We start from the raw sequence: 15336 nt of genomic DNA, 5'->3' as shown, positions 1-15336 counted from the left end.
GGCGACCACCCTGCCAGGTTCCCCTACGGGCGGGGCAGCCGCACCCATCGGGTGAGGACGGTGCCGTCGGTGTCGGTGAGGATGTGCGCGGGAGTCATCGCGGTGATCCGGGAATTCGGTGCGGTGGCGACGCGCCCGGCGGTTCCCCCGGCGAGCACCGGGGCCGTGGTCAGGCAGACCTCGTCGACGGCGTCGTCCGCGATCAGCTGCCCGAACAGGCTCGGTCCGCCCTCGCAGAGCACCCGGCGCAGTCCGAGGTCGTCCAGCGCCGCGATCAGCTTCTCGCTGCTGATCTGCCCGTCGCCGGCCGTGACGATCCGGGCGCCCGCATCGGCGAGGGCGCGGATCCGCACCGGGTCCGCGTCCGCGCACGTGACGACGATCGGCGCCACCTCGGTGTCCGTGAACAGGCGGGCCTGCGGGTCGAGGTGGGCGCGGGCGGACACGACGGCGATCGGCGGGACCTCCGGCATCCCCGCGGCCACCCGGCGTCGCCGGCCCTCGGCGCCGATGCGCGCCCCGCCGTAGTTCTCCGCCCGGACGGTTCCGGCCCCGACCAGCACGACGCCGGCCAGTTCCCGCAGCGTCTCGAAGACCAGTGCGTCCGCGGGGGTGCCGAGCGCCCCGCTGACCCCGTCGACGGAGACGGCGCCGTCGATGCTGCTCACGAAGTTGACGCGGAGCCACGGCCGCGGGGTCTCCGCCGGGTAGGCGTACAGCTCGCGCAGCGTGTTCGCGGTCGATTCGCTGGACTCCTCCCGGGCGGGCGGACTGTCCGGTGTGAAAAATGTCGCAATATGTACACGGTGCATGTTGGTGATCACAACACGTGGATACCCTGCTTGTATGCATGCACGTCTTGTCGATCGCAGCCCCGTGGTCCCCGCTGATCAGTTGGTAGCTCAGATGGTGCCCCCGGCCATGTTCGACGAGGTGAGCTTCGCGTCGTACATTCCCGATCCCGCAGAACCCAGCCAGGCCGCCGCGGTCCAGACGGCGGAGGAGTTCGCGAAGAAGGTCGTGAAGATCCGCAGCGGCGGTCGACGCGGTCTGTTCGGGAAGAAGACGCCGGCCACCGGTGCCGGTCTCTACCTCGACGGCGGCTTCGGCGTCGGCAAGACCCACCTCCTGGCCTCGATCTTCCACAGCGTCCCGTCGCCCAAGGCGTTCGGCACGTTCGTGGAGCTGACGCACGTCGTCGGCGCCCTCGGCTTCAACAAGGCCGTCGAGCAGCTGTCCGATCACAGCGTCCTGTGCATCGACGAATTCGAACTCGACGACCCGGGCGACACCATGCTGGTCTCCCGCCTGCTGTCGGAGTTGTCGGCACGCGGCGTGTCCATCGTGGCGACGTCGAACACGCTGCCCGGCCAGCTCGGTGAGGGCCGGTTCGCCGCACAGGACTTCCTGCGGGAGATCAAGAAGCTCGGCTCCATCTTCGAGACGATTCGCGTCGACGGACCCGACTACCGCCACCGCGACCTGCCGCCGGCCCCCGACCCGATCTCCTCGGAGGAGCTCGCCGAGCGCGCCGACAGCATCCCCGGCGCGACCCTCGACGACTTCGACGCCCTGTGCAAGCACCTCAGCACGCTGCACCCGTCCCGCTACAACAAGCTGGTCGAGGGCATTCCGGCAGTGTTCCTGGACGGCGTCCACCCCGCCGAGGACCAGTCGGTCGCGCTGCGGCTGGTGGTCCTCGCCGACCGCCTCTACGACGCGAGCATCCCGGTCACCGTGGCCGGGGCCAAGCTCGACGCGATCTTCACCCCCGAGATGCTGGCCGGCGGGTACCGGAAGAAGTACCTGCGTGCCACATCGCGCCTGCTGGCGCTGTCGCGTTTCGAGGTCGCGGCGAGCTGACCCGGCTCGCTACAGCGCCCGCTGCATCACGAAATCGTGGTGCAGTTGGGTGCCGACGACGAACGTCTTCGTTCCGACCTGCGTGAATCCGTGCTTGGCGTAGAAGCGCTGGGCTCGAACGTTCTCCTGGTTCACGCCCAGCCACAGCCCCGCGCACTCCGCCGCGACCGCGCGTTCGACGATCGCATCCATCAGTGCGGACGCGACGCCGGTTCCGTGATTGCCGGGCAGCACGTACAGCTTGCTGATCTCGGTGGTCGGCCGCAGCGTCACGACCCTGCCGACGTCCGGGTCGGCGGGTTCCCCGTCGATCAGCATCGCGTAGCCGACGATCGCCCCGCCGTGTGTGACCTTGAGGACGGTGCGGTCGGGGTCGGTGAGGTATTCGGAGAACCGTTCGGCGGACAGCACGTCGTCGATGAACGTGGCGATGTCGTCCTGCGTCGCCCCGGGCGGGCACGCGAGAGGGAACGTCGCCGCGGCGACGTCGGCGATCGCCTCGGAATCCCAGATTCCCGCGGGGTCGATTTCGACAGTCACAGCTGATCCACCGCGTCCTTCGCTTCCCGACGTGTCATCCCCGTACTGTCCCGCAGCAGGCTGATCGCCGCAATGCTCCGGCCGTACTCGACCGTGGCCTTCGCGTGCCGCACGCCGATTCCGTCCCGCGTGACGAGAAGCTTGATCGCCTCGGTGGTCCGGCCCCGGTCCAGCAGGCACGTCACCTCGTCCCGGGTGGCGTCGTCGAGGTGCCGCCACGTCGATGCGGGATGCAGGTCGGGTGGGGTGTGCGAGCCGCCGCGGCAGGACCGCGACGAGACCAGAACCGCGATGTAGACGTTTCCCACCGCGATCACGAACCATCCCCAAGTCGGCATGACCTAAGTAGAACATCTGCCGTCAGTCGCGGTCCGGGGCCCACTCGGATTGCTCGTCGCGGTCCCGGTTCGAGGCGAACGCGGGCGCGAGGAGGAGGAGCCCGACCGCGAACAGGAGCGGGACCACGAACCCGACCCGCAGGCTGGTCGCGGCGGCGACGCCGCCGATGATCGCCCCGCCCACGAGGGTTCCCGCGTAGTTGAACAGGTTGATCCGCGCCACCACGTCGTCGACCTGTCCGGCAGGCGCCAGTCGTCCGGCGGCGCTGAAGCACAGGGGGGCGACGACCGGGACACCGAGGCCCACGACGAGGAATCCGGCGATGGCGACGGCCGGGGACCCGGCGAACACGACGACCGCCATTCCGGCGACACCGACCGCCGAACCCCCACGGACGACGGCGATCTCGCCGTACTTCGCGACCCAGAAGTCGCCGCTCAGCCGCGACACCAGAGCCGCGCACTGGTACGCGGCCAGCGCCAAAGCGGCCGTACCCGCATCCGCGAGCAGCACGTTCCTGACGTACAGCGCGGACCAGTTGGCGACGCCGAAATCGATGGCGTAGAACAACGCCATCGCGGTACCGAGTGCGAGCAGCGCCCGGATCGGAACCGGAACGGCGACAGGGCCGGTCGCCGGTGCGACGGTGCCTGCCGGTTCCCGGCGCCGGAGGAGCCGCGGCCCGCAGTAGGCGAGGCCGGCAATCACGACGAACGCCGCTGTCAGCTGCGCGGCGGCGACACCCACGCCGAGGGCCGACGTCGCGGCGACGAAGAGCGCACCGGCAATCGCACCGACGCTCCACACCGCGTGGAACGACGACAGGACGAAGCGGCCGTAGGCGTGCTGGATCGACACCGCCTGCATGTTGGCGGCGGCGTCGACGATGCCGAGTCCGGCACCGTACACGGACAGGCAGGCGAAGAAGGCGGCGGTGTTCGGGCTGAAACCGAGCGCTCCGCCTGCGGCCGCGATCGTCGCGAGCCCGAGTTGCAGTGCCGCTCTGCTGGAGAATCGGCGGGCCAGGTGCTCGGCGAGGATGCTTCCCGCTCCGGCGATGAGCGACACCGTCACGACGGCGACCACGATGACCGTGTCATCGAACCCGAATCGGTCCTGGTACTGCGGCAGTTGCGTGAGGACGGCCGCGAGGAGAAAACCCTGCAGACCGAAGGCGATCGATGCGGCGATCCGTGCCGATCGTTCGGCGGACACGTCCGCGCGTGGTGAATCCGTCATGTGGCAGGCCTTCGATCGTGGACATCCCCGCCGCGAGTGCGGCGATCCTGGTCTCTGATTGGACGAGTGTCCAATACTTTGCGGGGATGTGCAGCGTTCTCCGGATCGGCGGGTGATATGTCCGAAAGCGCGGGTCGACGGGGTGCCCGGAACAAGACTGAGCCCCAGCCTTGGATGGGGGGTCATGGCTGGGGCTCATTGCCATCGGGGGGGTGGATGGCAAGTTCGACGATACATGAGGATTTCCTCACGTTCCAGAAGCGGGGGTAACGATTTCGTCACCCGGCCGTCGCCGTGGCCGTCGCTACGACACGTACTCGGGGTTGTCTCCGCGGACGGTTGTCGCCTACAGTGTCCTCCATGCAGCGCATTCTCGTAGTTCTCCGCCGTAGCGGGGTCTGATACGGACCGACCCCTCGCTGCGGGTCGTTGAGCTACGCGTTGGTCCTCCCTCCTTTCAGGAAGACCACGAAAATGAGCGCCAACACTTCTTTTGCTTCGTCTTTTCCCTCGTCGGCACCTGCGGCCGACCCGTTCGCCGCGCGCCACGGCAAGTCGCTGCCGTCGGAACTCCGCACCGAAGCCGCCGGAATGACCTGGACCGCGTTCGACGCCGTCTACGCACCGTGCAACGGACCGTTCCGCCTGGGTAGTTGGTCGGAAACGAAGACCGGGCCCGGAATGTGGGATTTCGAAGCCACCCTCGGCATCGGCGAATCGATCTGCAAGACCGGTGCGAGCGCGCCCGGCCCGGTCTCCGCCATGACCTCGATGCTGCACGACGCGGGGTGTGCGATCGAGATCCTGTCTTTCCACCAGCACGAGATCGGGCACCGCACGGCGACCTTCCTGCTCTGCGAGAGCGCCGGCATCCGGCTCTGGGCGATGGGAATCGGCGAGTCCCGCACGGAATCGACTCTGCGCGCGATGATCTCCGGCGCCAACCGGCTCCGGCCCGCCTGACGCACAACGACGTACGGCCCCGGTCGATGACCGGGGCCGCACGTCGTGAACTTTTCGGTTGAACGCGAAATGGTGCGCGATACTGGGATTGAACCAGTGACCTCTTCCGTGTCAGGGAAGCGCTCTCCCGCTGAGCTAATCGCGCGGGACGGAAAAAAGAGAGCGGACGACGGGATTCGAACCCGCGACCCCAACCTTGGCAAGGTTGTGCGCTACCAGCTGCGCCACGTCCGCATTCGTGATGGCCCCGTGCGGGGCCGTCACTGTCGAGCAAGTCAAACACTAACAGTCGAGCATCTAGCATCTATCTCGGTGCGCGATACTGGGATTGAACCAGTGACCTCTTCCGTGTCAGGGAAGCGCTCTCCCGCTGAGCTAATCGCGCGAGGTGGAGACGGGAATCGAACCCGTGTGCACGGCTTTGCAGGCCGTTGCCTCACCACTCGGCCACTCCACCGTAAAGGTTGAGTCCAACCTCTCGAGCGGACGACGGGATTCGAACCCGCGACCCCAACCTTGGCAAGGTTGTGCGCTACCAGCTGCGCCACGTCCGCATGCACCGTGTAACTCGCGGAGAATGTTCTCCGTGGTGCGGTTGAGAACATTAGCCGACCATCCGCGATAGTTACAAATCTGCAGGTCAAGGCATCAGACGGTGAACTCGGCGTGAACGGGACCGGGTCGCGGACGTGCCGCGGGGAGGGGCCGGCACGAATCCCACCCGAACCCGACCCGAATCCCATCGGGGTGATTTTCGTTCGGCCGCTCGGTCTGTTAATGTTCCAACTCGTTCGAGCGCGAGTAACTGGCGCGCCTCGGTCCCGTGGCTCAGTGGAAGAGCGTCCCGTTCACACCGGGAAGGTCGCTGGTTCGATCCCAGCCGGGACCACGCAGAGAAGAGGTCGTTTCCGAAATCGGAAACGACCTCTTCTTTTTCGTGTGCGCACCCGGAAAATCGGTTGTTGCCGCTCTCCGGTGCGACGGACAATGAACTGAGCCGGCCGTATATTCCCGGGTGATCCGCAACCGAAGGACTGAAGTCCCATGTTCCCCGTGAGGCTGGAAGGCACCACCGCGCCGACACTGATGTGGGCGGAGGAGCAGACCATCGAGCAGGCTGCGTTGCAGCAGTTGCGGAACATGGCCGACCTTCCGTGGGTGCACGGGGTGCGCGTCATGCCCGACGTCCACGTGGGCAAGGGTGCGACGGTCGGTTCCGTCATCGCGATGCGGGAGGCGGTCGCCCCCGCGGCGGTCGGCGTCGACATCGGCTGCGGAATGACGGCGGTCCGGACCGATGTGACCGCGAGCGACCTGCCCGACAGCCTGCGGTCGATGAGGTCGCACATCGAGCGGGCGGTGCCCGTCGGTTTCGCCATGCACGAGCATTCGGTGAACGTCGGCGCACTGGGTCCGGATGCCGGGGGAGTGAAGAAGGGGTGGCATCGATTCTGGCAGGAATTCGGCGACCTGCATTCCGGCGTGCAGTCCCGGGAATCGCGGGCGATGAAGCAGATCGGCACGCTCGGCGGCGGCAACCATTTCATCGAGGTGTGCCTTTCGGACGCCGACGAGGTCTGGCTGATGCTGCACTCCGGGTCACGCAACATCGGCAAGGAACTGGCGGAGCGGCACATCGCGGTGGCGCGGGCCCTGCCGCACAACCAGCGGCTGGTCGATCGTGATCTCGCGGTGTTCCTCGCAGGCAGCAAGGAGATGGATGCGTACCGCCACGACCTGACGTGGGCGCAGGAGTACGCGGCCCGGAACCGCGCCGTCATGCTCACGCTGGTGATGCGGGCCTTCCGGCAGTCCCTTCCCGGCAGGACGGTGCGGTTCGACGAGCCGATCTCCTGCCACCACAACTATGTGTCGGAGGAGATCGTCGACGGCGAGCCGATGCTCGTCACACGTAAGGGGGCGATCCGGGCAGGCCGGGGTGATCTCGGGCTCATCCCCGGGTCGATGGGTACCGGTTCCTACGTGGTGCGGGGCCTGGGCTCCGAGTTGTCCTTCAATTCGGCGTCGCACGGGGCGGGACGGACGATGAGCCGCACGAAGGCGAAGAAGCGGTTCACCGTCGACGACCTGGTGCGGCAGACGTCCGGCGTCGAATCGCGCAAGGACGCCGGTGTGATCGACGAGATTCCCGGCGCCTACAAGGACATCGAGCAGGTGATCGAAGCGCAGGCCGATCTCGTCGAGGTCGTGGCCCACCTGCGGCAGGTCGTCTGTGTGAAGGGGTGAGGGCAGGTCGCGGTCGGTAGGGTGGACTGGTGACCAGCAGAGAAGCTCGACCGGGATCCGCGCCCGAGAACAGGGACGTGGACGACTCGGATCTGTCGCCGTTCCAGGAAGCGGAGAGCCGCTGGCGCCGGTGGCGGGCACACGTCGCCGCGCGCCCGAGCCTCAACCTGGCGTACCGCATCGTGGTGGGGGTGATCGGCGTTCTCGTGCTGGCCGCCGGGATCGTCGCGATCCCGTACCCCGGGCCCGGCTGGCTGATCGTGTTCGCGGGGCTCGGGATTCTCGCGTCCGAGTTCGAGTGGGCCCACCGGTTGCTGCACTACGCGCGGCAGCGTTACGACAAGTTCATGGACTGGTTCTCGCGGCAGTCGCTGGTGGTCAAGGGGCTGGGCGCGTTGCTGACGTGTGCCGTCGTCCTCGCCACGCTGTGGTTGCTCGGGACGTTCGGTCTCGTCGGGACGTGGATCGGCCTCGACTACCCGTGGCTGGAGAGCCCGCTCTAGCCGGACGCATGATTGGGTGTCACTGCTGGGCCGATAACATGGGCTGGCACATTCACCATGTCTGCACCGCACACCTCACCTAGGAGAACATCGCCGTGAGCACCCCCGCATCCGCCGCCCAAGCCACCCTCGTCCGGGTGCCCGCGGGGACGACGGCCGGTACAGCGGTTCGGGAGGCCGGCTACCCGACCAAGGGCCCGGACGTCGTCGTCGTGGTCCGTGACGCGGAGGGCCAGCTCAAGGACCTGTCCTGGGTGCCGGACGCCGACGTCGAGGTCGAACCGGTCGCGGCGAACACCGACGACGGCCGCAGCGTCATCCGGCACTCGGCGGCGCACGTCCTCGCGCAGGCCGTCCAACAGGAATTCCCCGAGGCCAAGCTCGGCATCGGCCCGCCGATCAAGGACGGCTTCTACTACGACTTCGCCGTCGAACGCCCGTTCACTCCCGAGGACCTCGCGAACCTCGAGAAGCGGATGAAGAAGATCGTCAAGGGATCGCAGCGGTTCTCGCGCCGCGTCGTCGACTCGCTGGAGGAGGCACGCGCCGAACTGGCGAACGAGCCCTTCAAGCTCGAACTCATCGACGACAAGTCGGGAATCGACGACCCGGAGATCATGGAGGTGGGCGGCAACGAGCTCACCATCTACGACAACCTGGACCCGCGGACCGGCGAGAAGGTGTGGGGAGACCTGTGCCGCGGCCCGCACATTCCCACCACCAAGCACATCCCCGCGTTCAAGCTCACTCGCAGCTCGGCGGCGTACTGGCGTGGCAACCAGGACAACGCCGACCTGCAGCGCATCTACGGCACCGCGTGGGAGTCGGCGGAGGCGCAGGAGCAGCACCTGGAACTGCTCGCCGAGGCCGAGCGCCGCGACCACCGCAAGCTGGGGTCGGAGCTCGACCTGTTCAGCTTCCCCGACGAACTCGGCTCGGGACTGCCCGTGTTCCATCCCCGGGGCGGGATCATCCGCACCGAGATGGAGGACTACTCGCGTAAGCGCCACGTCGAGGAGGGGTACGAGTTCGTCAACACCCCCCACATCACCAAGGGCCACCTCTACGAGGTGTCGGGTCACCTGGACTGGTACCGCGACGGCATGTTCCCCGCGATGCACATCGACGAGGAACTGAACGAGGACGGCACCGTGCGCAAGCCGGGCCAGGACTACTACCTCAAGCCGATGAACTGCCCGATGCACAACCTGATCTTCCGCTCCCGTGGACGGTCGTACCGCGAACTGCCGTTGCGGCTCTTCGAGTTCGGTTCGGTGTACCGGTACGAGAAGTCGGGTGTCGTCCACGGACTGACCCGCGTGCGGGGCATGACGCAGGACGACGCGCACATCTACTGCACCCGCGAGCAGATGCGCGATGAACTGGCGACCACCCTGCAGTTCGTCCTCGGTCTGCTGAAGGACTACGGACTGGACGACTTCTACCTCGAGCTGTCCACCAAGAACCCGGACAAGTTCGTCGGCGACGACGCCGTGTGGGAGGAAGCGACGGCGACGCTCGCCGAGGTCGCGGAGTCGTCGGGGCTGAACCTCGTTCCCGATCCGGGCGGCGCCGCGTTCTACGGCCCGAAGATCTCGGTGCAGGTGCAGGACGCCCTGGGGCGTACCTGGCAGATGTCGACGATTCAGCTCGACTTCAACCTGCCCGAGCGGTTCGACCTCGAGTACACCGCCAACGACGGCACCAAGCAGCGGCCGGTCATGATCCACCGAGCCCTCTTCGGATCCATCGAACGGTTCTTCGGGGTGCTCACCGAGCACTACGCGGGTGCGTTCCCGGCCTGGCTGGCGCCCGTCCAGGTGGTCGGCATCCCGGTGGCGGAGACATTCGCCGATCACCTCTTCGACGTCGTGAAGCGGCTGAAGGCGGCCGGTGTCCGCGCCGAGGTCGACGCGAGCGACGACCGCATGCAGAAGAAGATCTTCAACAACACGGCGCAGAAGGTGCCGTTCATGCTGCTGGCGGGTGCGCGCGACGTCGAAGCCGGCGCCGTCAGCTTCCGGTTCCGCGACGGCACCCAGGTCAACGGCGTGCCCGTGGACGACGCCGTGCGCATCGTCACCGAATGGATCGGCCGCCGCGAGAACGCGTCGCCGACGGCGGAACTGCTGCAATCCGGTCAGGAAGGGTGACGCCCATGACCGGAGGTGACGACGTGACGGCCGACGAGATGCTCGGCGGTCCCGGCCGCCTCGTCGACCGCGGCCCCGGCGAGCCCGATCACCTTCAGCGGATCTGGTCGCCGCACCGCATGTCGTACATCGCCGAGACACCGAAGTCGAAGGACGTCCCGAACGAGCCGTTCATCGACATCCCGAAGATGGACGACGAGGACGGGCTGATCGTCGCCCGCGGGGAGCACGTGTACGCGGTGCTGAACCTGTACCCGTACAACCCGGGGCACCTGATGGTGGTTCCCTACCGCAAGGTCGCGGCGCTGGAGGACCTGACGGAGGCGGAAAGCGCCGAGCTGATGTCGTTCACGCAGCAGGCGCTGCGCGTGATCAAGCGGGTGTCGCGACCGGACGGTTTCAACGTCGGCCTCAATCTCGGTGCGGCGGCGGGCGGTTCGCTCGCCGAGCACCTGCATCAGCACATCGTTCCGCGCTGGGGCGGGGACGCGAACTTCATCACGGTCCTCGCCGGGGTCAAGGTCATGCCGCAGTTGCTGCGCGAGACCCGGGGGCTGCTGGCGAAGGCCTGGAATGAATGACGCGATAGATGAATGACGCGCGAGTCGCTGACTCACGCGTTCGGGGTTCCTGGCAGGAAGTGAAGAACGGGGTGGAGAGGTGCTGAGCTTCTTCGGACGGGCATCCGTGTCCAAGGTGACGGCGCCGCTGGGGAAGGCCCTGGTCAAGACCGGGCTCACCCCCGATTCCGTCACTGTCATCGGCACCGTGGCGACCGTGGCGGGCGCCGTCACGCTGTTTCCCAGCGGACATCTGTTCTGGGGAGCGATGTTCATCTGGCTGTTCGTGATGTTCGACATGCTGGACGGTGCGATGGCACGCGCACGGGGCGGCGGAACCCGGTACGGCGCCGTCCTCGACGCCACCTGCGACCGGGTGGCCGACGGCGCGATCTTCGCCGGTCTCGCCTGGTGGGCGGTCTACCACGAGAACAGCAAACCGCTGCTGATCGCGACGCTGCTGTGCCTGGTCACCTCGCAGGTGATCTCGTACGCCAAGGCGCGCGCCGAGGCGAGCGGACTGTCCGCCGACGGCGGGCTCATCGAGCGACCCGATCGGCTGATCATCGTGCTCGTAGGCGCCGGCGTCACGGGACTCGGAGTGCCGTGGGCCGTGCACGTCGCGATGTGGTTGCTGTCGGTGGGCAGCGTGATCACCGTGTTCCAGCGGGTTCTGGCGGTCCGTAGGTCGCCGGGGGCGCGGGACGTGCTGCCTCTACCGCCCGCGGACGCGACGCCGGAAGACGGACAGGCGACCGCGCAGTGAGCGGCGTGTCCGAACGCCTCAGCGACCTGGGGTACGCGGCAGGCTGGCGGCTGGTGCGTGCACTGCCCGAGAAGGCCGCGGTCACCCTGTTCGACAAGGGAGCGGACTTCGCCGTCCGGAACGGTGGCCCGGACCAGTTGCGCCGCAATCTCGCCCGGGTGCTGGGTGTGCCCGCCGCGGAGGTGCCGGACACGCTGATGCGGGCGTCGATGCGGTCCTACGCGCGGTACTGGCGGGAGGCCTTCCGGCTGCCGTCGATGGATCTGGTGAAGACCGGCGCCGCCCTCGACGAGCTGATCGAGGGACAGCAGCACCTCGACGCCGCAAAAGAAGCGGGCACGGGCGCGATTCTCGCACTTCCGCACAGCGGCAATTGGGACATGGCCGGCGTGTGGTGCGCCCAGCACTGGGGTGGCCTGTCCACGGTCGCCGAACGGCTGAAACCCGAATCGCTGTACCAGCGGTTCGTCGACTACCGCGAAGGCCTCGGCTTCGAGATCTTCCCGCTCAGCGGCGGCGAGCACCCCCCGTTCGTGGAATTGTCGGAGCGGCTGCGGGACAACGGCATCGTGTGCCTGCTCGGTGAACGCGACCTGGCGAAGAAGGGGGTCCCGGTGACGTTCTTCGGGGAACCGACCCGGATGCCCGCCGGTCCCGCCAAGCTGGCGATCGACACCGGTGCGCCGCTGCTGCCGGTGCACTGCTGGTTCACCGACGGCGGGTGGGGTTTCCGCATCGACCCGCCGATCGACACGACCGCGGGAGTGGCCGCGGCGACCCAGGCCCTGGCGGACCGGTTCGAGGCCAACATCGCCGCCCATCCCGAGGACTGGCACATGCTCCAGCCGCTGTGGCTGTCCGATCTGTCGCAGGCGAGGCTCTCCCGCATGGAGAGCTCGTGAAGATCGGCATGGTCTGCCCGTACTCGTTCGACGTCCCGGGCGGAGTGCAGGCCCACGTCGTCGACCTCGCGGAGGTCCTGATCGAGCGCGGGCACAAGGTGAGCGTCCTGGCGCCTGCGTCCGACGACGTCGACCTGCCCGGGTTCGTCGTGTCGGCGGGGCGCGCCCTCGCCATTCCCTACAACGGTTCGGTGGCCCGGCTGAGTTTCGGCCCCGCCGCGAGTGCCCGGGTCCGGCGCTGGATCTCGGACAACGACTTCGACGTCCTGCACATCCACGAGCCCAACGCGCCGAGCCTGTCGATGCTCGCCATGCGGGTGGCCGAGGGCCCCATCGTGGCGACGTTCCACACCTCGACCACGAAGTCGTTGGTGTTGAGCACGTTTCAGGGTGTGCTCCAGCCGTACCTGGAGAAGATCAGCGGTCGCATCGCGGTGTCGGAACTCGCGCGACGCTGGCAGGTGGAATCGCTCGGCTCCGACGCCGTCGAAATCCCCAACGGGGTCGACGTCCCGGCGTTCGCGAACGCCGAACCGCTGCCCGGCTACCCGCGCCCCGGAAAGACCATCCTCTTCCTCGGACGCTACGACGAGCCCCGCAAGGGTATGGCCGTGCTCCTGAAGGCGCTGCCCGCGCTGGTCGAGAAGTATCCCGACCTCGAGGTGCTGGTGGTCGGCCGCGGCGACGAGGACAAGTTGCGCCGCGAGGCGGGCCCGGTGTTCGGGCACCTGCGTCTGCTCGGCCAGGTCGACGACGCCGAGAAGGCGTCGGCGCTGCGGAGCGCCGACGTGTACTGCGCCCCCAACCTCGGCGGTGAGAGCTTCGGCATCGTGCTGGTGGAGGCGATGGCCGCCGGAGCCGCCGTCGTCGCGAGCGAACTGGACGCGTTCCGCCGGGTCCTGCGGGACGGCCAGGCGGGTGTGCTGGTGCCGGTGGGGGATGCGGCCGCGCTCGCCGCCGGGATCGACTCGGTCCTGGGCGACCCGGAGCGCAGCGCCGCGCTCACCGACGCCGGCCGCACGGTGGTCACCGAATACGACTGGCCGGTGGTGGCCGAGCAGATCCTGCGCGTCTACGAGACGGTCACCGTCGGCCGCGACGGCGTCCGGGAGGTCGGCTCGTGACCCTCTCCGCCCTCACGATCCTGGTTCTCGCGCTGGTCGCGGCCGTCGTCCTTGCGATCGGCCTGTGGGCGTACGGCACAGCCAACCGCCTCGACCGCCTGCACGTCCGCTCCGACCTGTCCTGGCAGGCCCTCGACGCGGCCCTCGCCCGCCGGGCGGTGGTCGTCCGCGCGGCGGCCGCGGCGATGGACCCACCCGAGGGCAGGTCGCTGGCCGCGCTGGCGGCCAGGGCCGAACGGTCGGACCGGGCCGACCGGGAGATCGCCGAGAACGCGTTGTCCAGCGCACTCTCGTCGCTCGACCCGGACACCCTGCGCCCCCAATTGGTGGCGGAACTCGCCGACGCCGAGGCGCGGGTGCTGATCGCCCGCCGCTTCCACAACGATGCCGTCCGCGACACCCTCGCGCTGCGCACCCGGCGGCCCGTCCGATGGCTGCACCTCGGCGGCACGGCCCCGCTGCCGACGTACTTCGAGATCACCGAACGCTCGTCCGCGGCCGCCGTCACCGAGGGTCTGTCCCTCGACTCCGTCCGCACCTCCGCCCGGGTGGTGCTGCTCGACGGTGAGGGCCGGGTGCTGCTGCTGCGGGGACACGACCCCACCGTCCCCGACATCTACTACTGGTTCACGATCGGCGGCGCCGTCGAGAAGGGCGAGAACCTCCGCGCGGCCGCGGTCCGGGAGATCGCCGAGGAGACCGGGCACACCGCATCGGCCGAGTCGCTACGCGGACCGATGTGGCGCCGGGTGGCGATCTTCTCCTGGAACGGGCAGCTCATCCGCTCCGAGGAACTGTTCTTCGCGTTGCGCACCGACGGGTTCGAGCCGCATCACGGCGGCTTCACCGAACTCGAGAGCCGCACCATCACCGGTCACCGGTGGTGCACCGCCGACACGGTGCGCGAACTGGCGGCGGCGGGTGAGGCCGTGTACCCGCACGACCTCGCGGATCTCCTCGACGAGGCCGAAGCGGTCGCCGTTGCCACCGACGACCCCGAGGTGCGCGCGATCACCTGAGCCGCCCCCCGGTTCGGAGAAAGCCAGCAATCGCGGACTGGCTACGGAAGTGGACTGGCGTTCGTCCTAGAATCGGGTACTGCAGCGTGAACGTCGTCGCTCACGCATGCCGCTATCGCAATCAATCCACGCCACACCTCAGGAGTTCGCTGTGAGCACCCCCGACACCACCCCCACCACCGGTACGGCGCGCGTCAAGCGCGGCATGGCCGAGATGTTGAAGGGCGGGGTCATCATGGACGTCGTCACCCCCGACCAGGCGAAGATCGCCGAGGACGCCGGTGCCGTCGCGGTGATGGCACTCGAGCGGGTGCCCGCTGACATTCGCGCCCAGGGCGGCGTGTCCCGGATGAGCGACCCGGACATGATCGACGGCATCATCTCCGCCGTGTCGATCCCGGTGATGGCCAAGGCCCGGATCGGGCACTTCGTCGAGGCGCAGATCCTGCAGTCGCTCGGTGTCGACTACGTCGACGAGTCCGAGGTCCTGACGCCGGCCGACTACGCCAACCACATCGACAAGTGGAAGTTCACCGTTCCGTTCGTCTGTGGTGCCACCAATCTCGGTGAGGCGCTGCGCCGGATCACCGAGGGTGCGGCGATGATCCGTTCGAAGGGTGAGGCCGGCACCGGTGACGTGTCCAACGCGACCACCCACATGCGCACGATCGGCGGGGAGATCCGCCGGCTGACGTCGCTGAGCGAGGACGAGCTGTACGTGGCGGCCAAGGAGCTGCAGGCCCCGTACGACCTGGTCGTCGAGGTCGCCAAGGCCGGCAAGTTGCCGGTCACCATGTTCACCGCCGGTGGCATCGCCACCCCGGCGGACGCGGCGATGATGATGCAGCTCGGCGCGGAGGGTGTGTTCGTCGGCTCGGGCATCTTCAAGTCGGGCAACCCGGCCGAGCGGGCCGCGGCGATCGTGAAGGCGACCACGTTCTTCGACGACCCGGACGTTCTCGCGAAGGTCTCCCGCGGGCTGGGCGAGGCGATGGTCGGTATCAACGTCGACGACATCCCCGTCCCGCACCGGCTCGCCGAACGCGGCTGGTGATCCGCGCGCTCGATCACTGATCGAGCGCCGGCGCTCCCGGCACTGCTCTTCCGCTCGCACCGCA

General features: G+C 68.2%; 15 protein-coding genes and 6 tRNA genes. 12 read left to right on the top strand and 9 right to left on the bottom strand.

Going from position 1 to position 15336, the window contains the following annotated elements; genetic code table 11:
• Positions 1 to 23: 23 nt before the first annotated feature.
• On the bottom strand, positions 24 to 812 hold the full coding sequence (locus JWS13_RS07195; RefSeq protein WP_206011521.1) for a pyrimidine reductase family protein: 789 nt from the start codon (positions 810 to 812) through the stop codon (positions 24 to 26).
• A 34-nt stretch (positions 813 to 846) separates the two neighbouring features.
• Here JWS13_RS07195 and zapE point away from each other — a divergent pair, with 34 nt between their 5' ends.
• The gene (gene zapE / locus JWS13_RS07190; RefSeq protein ID WP_124392965.1) at positions 847 to 1863 is read left to right on the top strand and encodes a cell division protein ZapE; all 1017 of its coding nucleotides are present in this window, start codon (positions 847 to 849) and stop codon (positions 1861 to 1863) included.
• 9 nt (positions 1864 to 1872) lie between these two features.
• On the opposite strand, the gene JWS13_RS07185 is transcribed toward zapE, so the two are convergent.
• From JWS13_RS07185 to JWS13_RS07175, 3 genes are read right to left on the bottom strand one after another with little or no spacing between them, the layout of a single operon-like run.
• On the bottom strand, positions 1873 to 2403 hold the full coding sequence (locus JWS13_RS07185) for a GNAT family N-acetyltransferase (RefSeq protein WP_206005107.1): 531 nt from the start codon (positions 2401 to 2403) through the stop codon (positions 1873 to 1875).
• A complete protein-coding gene (locus JWS13_RS07180; RefSeq protein WP_206005106.1) occupies positions 2400 to 2741 on the bottom strand; it encodes a hypothetical protein in 342 nt (113 codons plus the stop codon). The genes JWS13_RS07185 and JWS13_RS07180 overlap by 4 nt, the downstream gene beginning before the upstream one ends.
• Before the next feature lie 22 nt (positions 2742 to 2763).
• Entirely contained in the window at positions 2764 to 3981 is a 1218-nt protein-coding gene (locus JWS13_RS07175; RefSeq protein ID WP_206005105.1) for an MFS transporter, read from the bottom strand.
• A 474-nt stretch (positions 3982 to 4455) separates the two neighbouring features.
• On the opposite strand from JWS13_RS07175, the gene JWS13_RS07170 reads away from it, so the two are divergent.
• Positions 4456 to 4944 carry a 2-isopropylmalate synthase gene (locus tag JWS13_RS07170; RefSeq protein ID WP_206005104.1) on the top strand — a complete coding sequence of 163 codons (489 nt, stop codon included), beginning with the start codon at positions 4456 to 4458 and terminating at the stop codon, positions 4942 to 4944.
• Positions 4945 to 5014: 70 nt separating this feature from the next.
• Here the strand turns inward: JWS13_RS07170 and JWS13_RS07165 are convergent.
• The 5 genes from JWS13_RS07165 to JWS13_RS07145 all read right to left on the bottom strand — a co-directional run bounded on the left by JWS13_RS07165 (position 5015) and on the right by JWS13_RS07145 (position 5498).
• Positions 5015 to 5089 (bottom strand) — tRNA-Val (locus tag JWS13_RS07165).
• 16 nt (positions 5090 to 5105) lie between these two features.
• A tRNA-Gly gene (locus tag JWS13_RS07160) sits at positions 5106 to 5178 on the bottom strand.
• A gap of 79 nt (positions 5179 to 5257) precedes the next feature.
• Positions 5258 to 5329, bottom strand: a tRNA-Val gene (locus JWS13_RS07155).
• A 1-nt stretch (position 5330) separates the two neighbouring features.
• Positions 5331 to 5401 (bottom strand) — tRNA-Cys (locus JWS13_RS07150).
• Positions 5402 to 5425: 24 nt separating this feature from the next.
• A tRNA-Gly gene (locus tag JWS13_RS07145) sits at positions 5426 to 5498 on the bottom strand.
• A gap of 263 nt (positions 5499 to 5761) precedes the next feature.
• Between JWS13_RS07145 and JWS13_RS07140 the strand changes: the two genes are divergently transcribed.
• The 10 genes from JWS13_RS07140 (at position 5762) to pdxS (ending at position 15272) form a co-directional block, all read left to right on the top strand.
• Positions 5762 to 5833, top strand: a tRNA-Val gene (locus tag JWS13_RS07140).
• 155 nt (positions 5834 to 5988) lie between these two features.
• The gene (locus JWS13_RS07135) at positions 5989 to 7191 is read left to right on the top strand and encodes an RtcB family protein (protein ID WP_206005103.1); all 1203 of its coding nucleotides are present in this window, start codon (positions 5989 to 5991) and stop codon (positions 7189 to 7191) included.
• 77 nt (positions 7192 to 7268) lie between these two features.
• Entirely contained in the window at positions 7269 to 7694 is a 426-nt protein-coding gene (locus tag JWS13_RS07130) for a TIGR02611 family protein (protein ID WP_206011520.1), read from the top strand.
• 95 nt (positions 7695 to 7789) lie between these two features.
• Positions 7790 to 9847, top strand: coding sequence for a threonine--tRNA ligase (thrS, locus tag JWS13_RS07125; RefSeq protein ID WP_206005102.1), 2058 nt, complete (start codon positions 7790 to 7792; stop codon positions 9845 to 9847).
• A gap of 5 nt (positions 9848 to 9852) precedes the next feature.
• Positions 9853 to 10428 (top strand): ATP adenylyltransferase, encoded by a 576-nt coding sequence (locus JWS13_RS07120; RefSeq protein WP_087555878.1) that lies wholly within the window; start codon positions 9853 to 9855, stop codon positions 10426 to 10428.
• Positions 10429 to 10507: 79 nt separating this feature from the next.
• On the top strand, positions 10508 to 11173 hold the full coding sequence (gene pgsA / locus JWS13_RS07115) for a phosphatidylinositol phosphate synthase (RefSeq protein WP_206005101.1): 666 nt from the start codon (positions 10508 to 10510) through the stop codon (positions 11171 to 11173).
• Positions 11170 to 12075: a phosphatidylinositol mannoside acyltransferase gene (locus JWS13_RS07110; protein WP_206005100.1), complete on the top strand. Its 906-nt coding sequence runs from the start codon at positions 11170 to 11172 to the stop codon at positions 12073 to 12075. Before pgsA ends, JWS13_RS07110 begins: the two co-directional genes overlap by 4 nt.
• Positions 12072 to 13199, top strand: a complete 1128-nt coding sequence (locus JWS13_RS07105) for a glycosyltransferase family 4 protein (protein ID WP_124392975.1) — start codon at positions 12072 to 12074, stop codon at positions 13197 to 13199. The genes JWS13_RS07110 and JWS13_RS07105 overlap by 4 nt, the downstream gene beginning before the upstream one ends.
• Positions 13196 to 14218: an NUDIX hydrolase gene (locus JWS13_RS07100; RefSeq protein WP_206005099.1), complete on the top strand. Its 1023-nt coding sequence runs from the start codon at positions 13196 to 13198 to the stop codon at positions 14216 to 14218. Before JWS13_RS07105 ends, JWS13_RS07100 begins: the two co-directional genes overlap by 4 nt.
• A gap of 151 nt (positions 14219 to 14369) precedes the next feature.
• Entirely contained in the window at positions 14370 to 15272 is a 903-nt protein-coding gene (gene pdxS, locus JWS13_RS07095; protein ID WP_005565691.1) for a pyridoxal 5'-phosphate synthase lyase subunit PdxS, read from the top strand.
• Positions 15273 to 15336 lie beyond the last annotated feature (64 nt).

The organism is Rhodococcus pseudokoreensis, from assembly GCF_017068395.1.
GTDB lineage: Bacteria > Actinomycetota > Actinomycetes > Mycobacteriales > Mycobacteriaceae > Rhodococcus_F > Rhodococcus_F pseudokoreensis.
This window is presented reverse-complemented; position numbering and strand designations above follow the sequence as displayed.

What these genes read in the sequence shown, in the direction of transcription:
- JWS13_RS07135 (WP_206005103.1), top strand. Translation starts at nt 5,989, where the DNA reads ATGTTCCCCGTGAGGCTGGAAGGCACCACCGCGCCGACACTGATGTGG.
- JWS13_RS07170 (WP_206005104.1), top strand. Translation starts at nt 4,456, where the DNA reads ATGAGCGCCAACACTTCTTTTGCTTCGTCTTTTCCCTCGTCGGCACCT.
- zapE (WP_124392965.1), top strand. Translation starts at nt 847, where the DNA reads ATGCATGCACGTCTTGTCGATCGCAGCCCCGTGGTCCCCGCTGATCAG.
- JWS13_RS07175 (WP_206005105.1), bottom strand. Translation starts at nt 3,981, where the DNA reads ATGACGGATTCACCACGCGCGGACGTGTCCGCCGAACGATCGGCACGG.
- JWS13_RS07180 (WP_206005106.1), bottom strand. Translation starts at nt 2,741, where the DNA reads ATGCCGACTTGGGGATGGTTCGTGATCGCGGTGGGAAACGTCTACATC.
- JWS13_RS07195 (WP_206011521.1), bottom strand. Translation starts at nt 812, where the DNA reads ATGCACCGTGTACATATTGCGACATTTTTCACACCGGACAGTCCGCCC.
- JWS13_RS07120 (WP_087555878.1), top strand. Translation starts at nt 9,853, where the DNA reads ATGACCGGAGGTGACGACGTGACGGCCGACGAGATGCTCGGCGGTCCC.